The following is a 10,580-nucleotide window of genomic DNA, read 5'->3' on the forward strand; positions in this document are numbered from 1 at the left end:
TCAGTCCTTTTTCAGTAAATTCAGCAGTTGTTGACCACTGAGCAATTCAATTTCAGGGAAACGCGTCAACTCTGCGCGACTTTTGGGGCCAGTACGCCCCGTATGCACAAACACCCCCCGACAGCCTTCGCGACGCACCAACGCGCTGAACTCGGCCACATGGGCCGGAGTGATGGCACGGGCATAACGTTTGGCTTGAATGAGGTAACGTTGCCCATCAATCCACACCTGCCCGTCCAACCCACCGTCGCCGCTGTATTGCCGATTGCGTTTGATGCGATACCCCCGACGTTCAAACGCGGTCAGTAGCAATTCTTCAAACACGTAGGGATTGATTTTGCGCAGATAATTCAGGCGTTGGCCGTCACCGGCCAACAAGGGAAGACGCGCCAGTACACGCAGAGCCTGACGCTGGTAGCGACGATGGCGGTTCGCCTTCATACTGACCAGCAGCACGAGCCATCCCAACAGGCTGAACATCAAAATGACAACGAACCAGGGTTGTTGCTCCAGCATGAAGGGGAAAGCCCTTGCATCTATTGGCATCATTGCTCCAGTCCCTTCTCTGTCAGCAATACCGGGTAATGGGACAATCCCAATCGCTTTGCCAGGTCACTGCCCGAGACCGGTAACAATTCCATCCCATCAGCCTGTTTTTTCAGGTCATTGAACGCGACCTCACTGGCCACATTCACCACCAGGCCCACGGCGTTGAGCTGCACCAGCGTATCCCGGCGCAGTGACAGCCAACGGCGAGAGAGGTCATCATCGCCAATCAGGAACATCGGACGCATTCCCGGCAGACTCAGCGTTCTGGCGACCACTTTACCCGGTGTCAACTCGGGGGTTGTCACCGGCAACCCTGTCACCGGGGACATTGACCGTTCGCCCGGTGCCTCAGCCACTGCCCCCTGATTATTGATACCCTCAAAATACGCGCTGGTAGACTGTCCACCCAAATCGGCGATAACCGTCAATTCAGCCTGGACGGTGAAACTGGCCACACCCAATGCCAGGGCGCTCCCCAGGCAGGTTAATAGACGTGAATTCAACATCATGGTGTAACTCCTGCAGAAGGTTCGATAACGACATGGGACGCCAGAACACCGGTAGCGGGTTGCAGACGGTTCAAATGGCGTGTCACGATGGCCTGATAGGTTCGTGCGGGCTGACCACCTGCCGGATGGTGATAACATCCGGCAGCCGCTATCCAGCTCCCTGGTTTATTGTCGTAACAGGCCCGCAGGATACGGGCCGCCACATGCAAATTGACATAGGGGTCGAAGGCCTCCCAGCTCGAGCGGAAATGATGGCCGTTCCAACCCAGATTCACCTGCGCAATCCCAACATCGATACGTTTCAGCGAATGGCTACGCATAAACCCCAGCAAGGCCTGGTAGGCCTCTTGCCGGGTCGCGTAACGGTAGCCCGTTCCCGCAACGTTAATGGTCCAGGGCCAGGGGCGAACACCGTGAGGCAATTTTTTTGACGATTCGGTGAGTGCCAGGCTGTACAACGCCTCGGCGGGCACCCGCTCCTGTACCGCCACCTGGTAATACCCAGCCGGTATTGCCTGCGACGACACCGACGCCAGGCTGCTCACACTACTGAAAAGGAGCGTCAGCACACTCAATACGCGGTAATTTGCCATCCGTTCTCTCCCTGTTGCAGCACCACCGGCATCTGTCCCTGACCGAATTTGAACCATTGGCCACGGTCATGATTAAGCGTCAGCGTCTTGGCTTTGACTCGCTCGACCGGGATAGCCAGTTTGCGCGCCCAAGCCCGCACCGCCTCGTCTTTCCCGTCACTGCCCACCAGGTAGATATCCAGCGGGCGTTGGGTGGTCAACAGCGAAGCCACCTTGGTTTCACACGGCGCACCACAATCCACCCGGACGAACAGCGCCAGTCGCCCATTGTTCGCTGCCGTTGTGTTATTGGAGGCCTGAACCGGCAGAATATCGGGGTAGACACGCTGCCAGGCCGCATTCACCTCACGCTGGAACGCCAGTTCGGCTTCCACTCGCTGAAAGTCCTGCTTAACAGACAGTTCGGCGTAATGACGACGTTCTTCTTCCGTTCGCGCCTCAATGCCCAGCAGGGTGATAGGGTCTAACCCCGGCGATAAAATCCCGCGCCGACCCTTGCTCAACTGTTGATAGCGCTGCCACTCTTCGGTGGTCAACCCCCATTCCTGCGCACTTTTCTTCAACCGAGCTTCCTCCAATGCCAGGAAGGTGGTATTCACACTGGCGGTATTACCTTGTTGAGATTGCTCGGTTTGCAGCGCTGCACTGGCCTGGAAAAAGAAAGCCAATCCCAATAACAGGATGGTAGATATCATGATGAGAGGGATGAACCTCACCAGAATTTCAATCAATAATTTCATCATGCCGACTCCTTATTGAACGCTCAGTGTCTGCGTCCGACCTGCGACGCTGAACTGGGCCTGATTTCCCCCGGCAGACAGCAGTGTCCAGCCCTGGACCGTTTCGCCACGCTCTATCAGTCGAATGTCGGCCAGGTTGAAGGCCTGCAACGGGGCCACGGCGACAAACACCGTACCACCACGCCGTTCAATGCTGGTCAGACGAAAGGGGGCCGATACCGACCGCACATTGGTACTCCGGGGTGTGGCTTTTTTAACGGTGGCTGTGGCGACTGACGTGGCAGATGGTGTGGATGTCGCTCCCGATGCTCGTTGTTCCAGCACCTCAACACGCGCCTGCAGTAATGCCAGGGTGGCCTGCAGCCCCTGCGACTCTGCTTGCACCGGTTGACTCACTTTGGTCTCAAGCTGGCGTACCTGTTGTGCCAGTTGCTCAAACGCCGGTTTACCCACGGCAGGCGCGGCCTTAACTGTTTCCAATGAGGCCGACAAGGCGATCAATGCTTCGCGGTTGCCGTTGACCTGCTCACCCAGTTTGTCCAACTCCTGCTGCACGGCATCCCGCCCCGGCACTTGCCCCAGCGCGGCCTGCAGGGTGACTATCTCGGCAGACTGGCGCATCACCTTGACGCCAATACCGGCAACAGACAGCACCAGCAGCGCAATGACGCTGTAATGCAATATCCGCATTGCTTTTCCAGGGCGAACGGGGGTGTGTTCTTCACTCATTGCACTCATTTCAACATCCTTTGCCGGGCGGGAGCCGGAGCGGATTGCGGTTGTACAACGGGGGTCACTGCCTTGATGGCAGGGGGTTGCAGAACCCCACCACTGGCGACAGGAGTCGATGCAGGTGTGGGTTCGGGGGGGAGACGGAATCCTTCACGCAGTGAGTGACACACCACACGCTGCACCGCGTCCACCTCCAGTTGCCAGGCAGGCCCGGCCAGGATTTGCAACGCCTCACTCAGGCGGATCGGCCCGAGCTGGTAATGCACTGCAGGTAAAGCCTGGTTGTAGAGCACCCGATTGGCAGAAGTGATGCTGCACAGGCTAAAGCCGGACTGACGCAGAGCGTAGCGCATGGCATCCGCCACCGTGGGCGAGAGAGATGCCGGAATACGGATATCAATCACTTGTTCCAATGGAGCACGTTGTGCCTGAGAAGGAGAGGTACTGACAAGCAGGTAACGATCGTAGCGGACCACTTCAAGCGGAGTAGCAAACACATCGGGCCGCGCCGACTGAACATTGCTGGAGAGCTGCACACCGGCCAGAGGGGCAACCGGGTCACGCTGCAGGTTTTTCTGCGACGAAACACATCCACTCAATACACTTGTGGTCAGCAGGCAAAGGGAAAAAACATAATGTGGTTTCATGAACATCCTCAGTTAACAGTCAAAAAGACGTGCTCACTGTGCGAATCTTCAGCGTCCCCCTCAATCAACAACTCATTTCCCGAAAATAAATAAAAAAACGCCAGAGAAACTCTGGCGTTAAGGGGTACTACATGGACACACTAGAATGTATTGTCTACGTATTGTTTTTGTGAGGAACTGGCCGGAGCCTCTGGTGTTGGTGCTGATTTCTCAGATTTGTAAACCATTTCCTGCCCGACTTTTATCCAACTGACTTTTATCAACCGGGCTTTCAGGGTCGGTCGGGTTTCGCCTGCGTGGTCACCTTTGGTGAGCGTAAACACATCTGCCGTCAGATTACTGAGTTTAAAGCCCAACAGCACTTTTTTCTCTTCATCGACCGCTTTCTGGCAACGCCGGATCAACGCGGAGGCTTCTTTACCGGAAATCGTAACATCAAAACGCGTATAGTCCGGTTTATCGGTCGCACCGTGCATCGCATTGATCACACAACTCAGGAATGAACCGTTCGCGGTGGTGACTTCACGGATAGTGCTCAGATACCCCAGGCCATCAACATGCAGATTGAAATAGCTGGTCTGAGCCGGTGCAGCAGTAGATTGAGACGCTTGAGACATGGTGTTTCTCCTTGGGAATAAATCGGTATGCGGAGAAACATCCCCCTACGGGAGTTTTCCCGCAGGGCGTCAACGTCAAACGCTGACAATCTGTTAAGTTGGATAAGTGTACCTTCATCGCAAAACTGCGATCCCCTCTCTCAAAGGTTCAGGGGGGTTACCGCTCGAAAGCGCGTCCTCTCAGGTCATGGTCGCATTGGCTTGTGATTGCCCGAAGGCGTCCCTCTCAAATCACAGGGACTTTGGCTGTTGTCTGAGACAACGGGTTAGCGGGGTCATTATTCAAACTGCTTAAAAAGAAGTCAACACTAAACTCTCAATCAAAAAAACAGGGACGTATCTTCCCGATACGTCCCCGCGATGCCTCACCACAGGCTGTTGTCTACTGCATATCTACTCAGAGGCCGAGCCTTCGAACCCGACGCGTTTTTCACTGAGACTTTGCGCCTTATACGTACACCTCCCGGATAAAAAAGTGTCGTATCATGTTGATAACCGCAACATCACGGGGTAGTTCAGAAGCCACGGCAAAATAGCAAACTCCCCATAGGGATAGCAATGGGTAATTATCCTGACCTCATCGCACATTCTTTTTAGCCACACCACGACGCCGGGTGCCTGCGCTTTTGGGCGGATTGATAACCCCGGTGCAATTGGGGTAACGCAGGCAACCCCAAAAACTCCCAGATTTCCCTGTACGCTGGCGTGTTGCGCCACCACACACAGGGCAAGGTGGTGAGGGCGGCGCAGTAATACTTATCGCCTGTGCTCTGCCTTTTTCAACCAACTGTGTCGTCCATGTGGATTGCCTGGCCATAAAATCATCCAGGGACATCTTGCCTTCAGCAATATCGTCCAGCGCCTGTTCCCACAACGCCGTCATCCCCGGATCTTTCAACGGCATGGGCAGGATATCCATCAGTTCACCGGCAACCGTGCTGGCCCGCAGGGATTTGCCTTTTTTTACGATAAAGCCGCGCGACAGCAAGGTTTCGATAATCCCGGCACGGGTCGCCTCCGTACCCAACCCGGCGTTCTCTTTCAGGATCTTTTTCAACCGGGGATCGGTAACAAATTGCGCGGCATTTTTCATCGCTGCAATCAGTGTCCCTTCGGTGTAATGTTCTGGGGGTTTGGTCTGCAGCGATTTCATGGCAGCACCGGTAACCTGGCACGGTGTGCCCTGTTGCAAAGGGGGGAGTTGCGCGTTGTCGTTATCACCTTGCGTTTCATCAGCCTCCTGTTCTTTCTCAAACAGCACCTTCCAGCCCGGTTCGATGACTATGTTGCCGCGTGTTTTAAACAGTTGACCACCACAGAGGAGAGATACACGGGTCGCGTCCTGCTCATACACGGGCAGAAACTGGGCCAGATAATGTTGCCGGATCAATTGATAGACCTGACGTTCAACCTCGTTCATTTTGCTGAGGTCGCAAGGTTGTTTGGTCGGAATAATGCCGTGGTGGGCGGTGATCTTTTTATCGTTCCAGACGCGGGAGACAAACGCGGGCTGTAACCGCGCCAGCACCGTTGAGAGCACAGGGTCACTTTTTACCAGGGCGGAAAAAACCGTGGGCACTTCTGACAGCATCGATGTTGGGAGAAACCCGCAATCTGTCCGTGGATACGTTGTCGCTTTATGGGTTTCATACAGCGCCTGGGCGGTATCCAGCACCTGTTGAGCACCCAGTCCCCAACGCTTTGAGCACTGTTGCTGCAATGTCCCCAAATCAAAGGGGAGCGGTGCAGACAGCGTTTCGCGTTTCGTCTCTGTCTCCGTCACCGAGGCAGTGCCCGTTTGCTGGCAGAGCTGGACGACCTGCTGTGCAACCCCTTGCTGAATACAGCGCTTTTCTTCATCACAATAACTGACCGCAGGCACCCATTGTGCCTGAAAAGGCTGGCCGTTGACCGCCAGGGCCAGCGTGACCACAAAATACGGTTTGGGGATAAAATGGGCAATCTGCCTGTCCCGCTCGACAATCAGGTTCAGCGTCGGCGTCTGTACCCGCCCCACCGAAAGCACCTCGCCATAGCCACTGTCACGGGCTTTCACCGTATACAACCGGGTCAAATTCATGCCAATCTGCCAGTCGGCGCGAGAACGGCCAAGACCGGCCAGGTAATACGGATAGGTTTCATGTCCCGGTTTTATCGCGGCCAGCGCAGCACGTACACTGGCTTCATCCAGTGCGGAGAGCCATAACCGTTCAACACGTCCCTGGTAGCCACAGTAATCCAGGATTTCACGGGCAATCACCTCACCTTCGCGATCGGCATCTGTCGCAATCACCACACACTCCGCCTTGAGCAACAATTTCTTGATGACTTCAAACTGCACTTTGGATTCGGGTTTGACCTGCATTTGCCATTGCGTGGGGAGGACAGGCAAGACCTCTGTTCGCCACGGTTTGCCAAACTGCTCACCATAGGCGTCCGGGCTGGCCTGCTCCAGCAGATGGCCAAATCCCCAGGTCACGGCAACACCCGCACCAGACAGATAGCCGCCCTTCTTCTCCTTGGCCCCCAGTACGGTGGCAATATCCCGTCCCTGGCTGGGTTTTTCACACAAAAACAGTTTCATTCCATTCTCCATGAGCGTGACCCCGCCAGATTCAGAATGCACGACACCCTACCCACTGGGCATAGCATTAAAATGACAGGTGAATAAAGAAAACTCGATGATGACCCAGCCGGGCCATCACCGGATGCAAATGCTGTTAGCGCACTTTACCTTCAGCAACCTGTTTGATTTGGGCAAACAGATTACCGGTATAAGCCTCGGTCACATGGGAGGCGTCACTGGAACGGAACGTGATGTACAGACGACTTCCGGCCCCGTTCTTTTCCAGTTCTATCAGGATATTGTCTTCGATCCCTTCATCCGCGCCCCAGTCACGGCCCATTTTATAATAGGCACCGGGTTGGGCATCCCAGGCATAAGCACCATCGGTGATGGCAGCCGCAGCCCAACGATTACTATTGCTGCCACTGTTTAATCTATTAATTTCATCACTGGAGGTGAATTTATAATAGCGTTTCACTCGGGCAGCGGCTGTATCGACATCCACCGGAACTTCCACTTCCTTTGCCATTTTTTTATCCACGACGATCCGGTTGGCTGACAATGTTGGTAAACCGCCACTGTCATTGCTGTCCGTTTTTTTCCCCACAGAAAGCAGGCTATAACTCATATCACTGACTTTTTTATTCAATTCGGCCACATCACTTGCCGCGCATCCTGCCAACAACACAACAGACAATGCGCTCCCTATTGCTTTATTCAGACTCATGTCTCTCATTCCTGTTTCCTTGTTTATCAACATTCAAATCAACCTTAGCCTTACTGGGAGATAGCGGCAATCGGTTATTTAACAGACGAAGACTTTCGGCATTAACGGGCGGCGAAAAGCGCGAGCGTTTTTTACCCAACAATATCGCCTCATCCAGTTCGCCAAAATAATCCCGAGCCTGCTCCAATGTGGCATCGGCATCATCGGTAACAAATGCCTGGCGGTTAACGGGAAAGGAGCGATAACGCATTGCGACTGTGAATATTTTGCGAAGCAGATAACCACTTTCTTGTAACTGGTGATCACGATGCTGCCGCGAAATAAATCCATAGTGATAGGCCTGGAATAATTTCAGCGCTAACTGATCAAACCCGACCAGAAGATAAACACAACGATATCCAACCGGCGTATGGCTGTGGACCGCAATGTTTAAAGGTTCACTGGAGACAACATCCGATAACGTAATGCCACTGGGCAGGCCAGTGAATAACTGATTGATCTCATTCAACAAACACTGGATCTCCTGATGTGCATCATCGATCAGGTTTTCAATGTGATACATTACAGCATCAGCATAGGGATTATCCGCCTGGGAATCTTTATTAATACCGGAAACCAGGCGGAAAAATCGAGGCATGCCGATGATCGTCCCCTTGTGCTCACTTCTCTCTCGGCCTTGCCATGTGCTGATAGCGTAAAAAGTATGCAGATCGATCCGCAATTCTGAATGCAATGCGCCCACGGTCATGCTGCGCTTCTTCTCTGTACTCTCCGTCATGCTGCCCCCGTTCAATAGCCAATATGGGGTGAGATAGTCAGAGATCACCCGATGCTCGGACAACGAGAAAGTCTTTCTTCGTCTTTCACAATTTTTCCTCCTTATTAATGAAGGTCACAGACATAGGCATAATCTATCAATAAACACTTATCAATTGCTCATAACTGATTACACTGTAATCAGTTTGTACCTATCAATTCTTAGTTATCAATCGTTCAAAACTGATGACCCCGTCATCAGCCTGTACCGATCAAGACAAGACCACAAGTGCGCCCCGCAACACTGTGTGATTTTTAATCACTGTTTGTACGCAGCACGTATTTCAGCCATCACCCGCGCAATGCTGTCTGCCGAGGCTCTCTCACTTTTTCCCTGCTCTGGGGCAGGTTTGGGCGCTGCCTGTAGTTGTTGTACTCGCCGGGCCGTCCCGGTAGTCGTATTGAACTGCCCGTTTCTGGCCAGTTTTAACGTGGCCAGCAGATAGGCCATCACATTTTTTATCTCGCCAGTGCCAACCCGCCCAGCAACATCATTCAAGACCTGTTGCCCCAGCGGGCCTGACAGTGCCTGCAGTTGCGGTTCCACGTTATCCCGGTCTGACGTTGTCAACTGTTCGATCAACACAGACGGCCAGCGCAACCGCTCCGCCTGTCCACCTGCTTCCCCTACGTACGTCTCTTTTACACCTTGTGTAGAACTACGTACGTTACAGTTCGGTTTCCGAACTCTGTCATAACCCCTTGTTTTCCGACTGAGTTCGGTTTCCGAACTCGGTAAAACAGCCCCTCTATTGATACCGGGTTCGGATTCCGAACTCGGTGATCTTTGGGTGGAAAAAGGCATTTTTTGACTGAGTTCGGTTTCCGAACCTGGTGAAGACACCTGCTGCCGGAACGCCAGTTCCTGGGGAGACTGAGGCGAAGACAACCGTGATTCTATCAACACCACCTTCGAATGACGGTGGCGCATGGACGTATCCTGTTTAATGTCATTCAGTACCGATAATGCCGTTAACCGCACTGTCTTGTTACCGTGCCGACAGGCGTGGGCTACCGTATCCAGCCAGCCGGGATCAAAGTATTCAGCATCACGCAGCCCCAGCGGCTCATCGTGCTGGGCGTAGATATTACCGCGAACGCGTCCCCCCTCGTCTCTAACCCGCTTACACAAACTCAGCCAGCCCGTAAGCCGTAACATCAGCAAGGCACGACTAACGGTTTCTCGGGAGGCTTTGCCAGAATGCGGGGAAGCCAGCTGAAGCTGCAGCTCTTCATAAGTAGGGAACACCGCGCCGTCATTCTGCTGGGCATAGAGGCGGATCATTACCCAAGCTGTTTTATCCAGCGGTGATAAACGGTTATCCATATAAAGCTGCCGGGGAATGGCATCATGCACATTCCCCAGATAGAGCAAACCACTCGGTTCATTGGTCACGGCACCGGACTGTGCCTTTTGCACAATCCGGGCCGTCATCCTGCTTAACGTATATTGTATGACGCTGTCTACCGTCAAAGGCATCAACCGGCTCTCCGCTGTTGCTCTTCCACCCAGCTTTTTACCAGCGTCCATACGGACGTTAAGGTAATATCCTGTTGTTCGGCAATCAGCATCATGACCTCCAGTGCCTCCAGCGAGTCCAGGTTGTCTGTCCTGGCACCGCGCCATTGTTCCCAAATCGCAATTTCCTCGGCTTCACCCGGTGTTTGATTACGCCCCTGCCGGGTAGGAATTCCGGCAAGACGACGGCGGGTACTGACTTCTGCCGCAGTCAGTCCGAAATAGCACTGCATCATTTCTATCGACCCACCCAGTGCCAGCGCCCGGTCGATCCGCTGTACACGCACCTGCTCTTGCCGAGCCTGTGCCAACATCATGCTAAGATTGGTATGGTTGATATGGAACGTCAGTATCGACACCGAAGAGTTAACCAGGTAGTGTAAATCCTCCACCGTCAGTTGGTTCAGTTCCTGGATTTCCTCTAGCGTCAACCCCATCGCTTCACAACGTCTGATATTGCCTGATTTCAGCTCCATCAAGACTTGCGTGAGCAACGCATTTGTTGTCATTCCCGTCTGTAAGATCATATGCCGTTCCCTCCCCAAAGCATCCCTAAATCAATTGC

General features: G+C 53.6%; 12 protein-coding genes. All 12 read right to left on the reverse strand.

The features are described from left to right. Entirely contained in the window at positions 1-549 is a 549-nt protein-coding gene (locus Z042_RS01915) for a restriction endonuclease (RefSeq protein WP_024910509.1), read from the reverse strand. Beyond that, positions 546-1,028, reverse strand: coding sequence for an integrating conjugative element protein (locus tag Z042_RS01920; protein ID WP_024910508.1), 483 nt, complete (start codon positions 1,026-1,028; stop codon positions 546-548). The genes Z042_RS01915 and Z042_RS01920 overlap by 4 nt, the downstream gene beginning before the upstream one ends. Before the next feature lie 26 nt (positions 1,029-1,054). Further along, complete coding sequence (locus Z042_RS01925) at positions 1,055-1,651, reverse strand: lysozyme family protein (protein ID WP_024910507.1); 597 nt, start codon at positions 1,649-1,651, stop codon at positions 1,055-1,057. Continuing rightward, on the reverse strand, positions 1,630-2,394 hold the full coding sequence (locus tag Z042_RS01930) for a TIGR03759 family integrating conjugative element protein (RefSeq protein WP_417903515.1): 765 nt from the start codon (positions 2,392-2,394) through the stop codon (positions 1,630-1,632). The genes Z042_RS01925 and Z042_RS01930 overlap by 22 nt, the downstream gene beginning before the upstream one ends. 9 nt (positions 2,395-2,403) lie before the next feature. After that, positions 2,404-3,129, reverse strand: a complete 726-nt coding sequence (locus Z042_RS01935) for a hypothetical protein (protein WP_024910505.1) — start codon at positions 3,127-3,129, stop codon at positions 2,404-2,406. Then, complete coding sequence (pilL2, locus tag Z042_RS01940) at positions 3,126-3,770, reverse strand: PFGI-1 class ICE element type IV pilus protein PilL2 (RefSeq protein WP_024910504.1); 645 nt, start codon at positions 3,768-3,770, stop codon at positions 3,126-3,128. Before pilL2 ends, Z042_RS01935 begins: the two co-directional genes overlap by 4 nt. Positions 3,771-3,910: 140 nt before the next feature. Continuing rightward, a complete protein-coding gene (locus Z042_RS01945; RefSeq protein ID WP_024910503.1) occupies positions 3,911-4,387 on the reverse strand; it encodes an STY4534 family ICE replication protein in 477 nt (158 codons plus the stop codon). A gap of 577 nt (positions 4,388-4,964) precedes the next feature. Beyond that, a complete protein-coding gene (locus Z042_RS01950; protein ID WP_024910502.1) occupies positions 4,965-6,971 on the reverse strand; it encodes a DNA topoisomerase III in 2,007 nt (668 codons plus the stop codon). 136 nt (positions 6,972-7,107) lie between these two features. Continuing rightward, positions 7,108-7,680 carry a hypothetical protein gene (locus tag Z042_RS01955; protein WP_024910501.1) on the reverse strand — a complete coding sequence of 191 codons (573 nt, stop codon included), beginning with the start codon at positions 7,678-7,680 and terminating at the stop codon, positions 7,108-7,110. Continuing rightward, positions 7,667-8,458: a PFL_4669 family integrating conjugative element protein gene (locus tag Z042_RS01960; protein WP_024910500.1), complete on the reverse strand. Its 792-nt coding sequence runs from the start codon at positions 8,456-8,458 to the stop codon at positions 7,667-7,669. Before Z042_RS01960 ends, Z042_RS01955 begins: the two co-directional genes overlap by 14 nt. A gap of 297 nt (positions 8,459-8,755) precedes the next feature. Next, the gene (locus tag Z042_RS01965; protein WP_024910499.1) at positions 8,756-9,976 is read right to left on the reverse strand and encodes an STY4528 family pathogenicity island replication protein; all 1,221 of its coding nucleotides are present in this window, start codon (positions 9,974-9,976) and stop codon (positions 8,756-8,758) included. After that, positions 9,976-10,542 carry a DUF2857 domain-containing protein gene (locus Z042_RS01970; protein WP_024910498.1) on the reverse strand — a complete coding sequence of 189 codons (567 nt, stop codon included), beginning with the start codon at positions 10,540-10,542 and terminating at the stop codon, positions 9,976-9,978. Before Z042_RS01970 ends, Z042_RS01965 begins: the two co-directional genes overlap by 1 nt. Between the last annotated feature and the right edge of the window lie 38 nt (positions 10,543-10,580).

Source organism: Chania multitudinisentens RB-25 (genome assembly GCF_000520015.2).
GTDB lineage: Bacteria > Pseudomonadota > Gammaproteobacteria > Enterobacterales > Enterobacteriaceae > Chania > Chania multitudinisentens.

What these genes read in the sequence shown, in the direction of transcription:
- Z042_RS01960 (WP_024910500.1), bottom strand. Translation starts at nt 8,458, where the DNA reads ATGACGGAGAGTACAGAGAAGAAGCGCAGCATGACCGTGGGCGCATTG.
- Z042_RS01925 (WP_024910507.1), bottom strand. Translation starts at nt 1,651, where the DNA reads ATGGCAAATTACCGCGTATTGAGTGTGCTGACGCTCCTTTTCAGTAGT.
- Z042_RS01965 (WP_024910499.1), bottom strand. Translation starts at nt 9,976, where the DNA reads ATGCCTTTGACGGTAGACAGCGTCATACAATATACGTTAAGCAGGATG.
- Z042_RS01955 (WP_024910501.1), bottom strand. Translation starts at nt 7,680, where the DNA reads ATGAGTCTGAATAAAGCAATAGGGAGCGCATTGTCTGTTGTGTTGTTG.
- Z042_RS01945 (WP_024910503.1), bottom strand. Translation starts at nt 4,387, where the DNA reads ATGTCTCAAGCGTCTCAATCTACTGCTGCACCGGCTCAGACCAGCTAT.
- pilL2 (WP_024910504.1), bottom strand. Translation starts at nt 3,770, where the DNA reads ATGAAACCACATTATGTTTTTTCCCTTTGCCTGCTGACCACAAGTGTA.
- Z042_RS01970 (WP_024910498.1), bottom strand. Translation starts at nt 10,542, where the DNA reads ATGATCTTACAGACGGGAATGACAACAAATGCGTTGCTCACGCAAGTC.
- Z042_RS01935 (WP_024910505.1), bottom strand. Translation starts at nt 3,129, where the DNA reads ATGAGTGCAATGAGTGAAGAACACACCCCCGTTCGCCCTGGAAAAGCA.
- Z042_RS01950 (WP_024910502.1), bottom strand. Translation starts at nt 6,971, where the DNA reads ATGAAACTGTTTTTGTGTGAAAAACCCAGCCAGGGACGGGATATTGCC.
- Z042_RS01915 (WP_024910509.1), bottom strand. Translation starts at nt 549, where the DNA reads ATGATGCCAATAGATGCAAGGGCTTTCCCCTTCATGCTGGAGCAACAA.
- Z042_RS01930 (WP_417903515.1), bottom strand. Translation starts at nt 2,394, where the DNA reads ATGATGAAATTATTGATTGAAATTCTGGTGAGGTTCATCCCTCTCATC.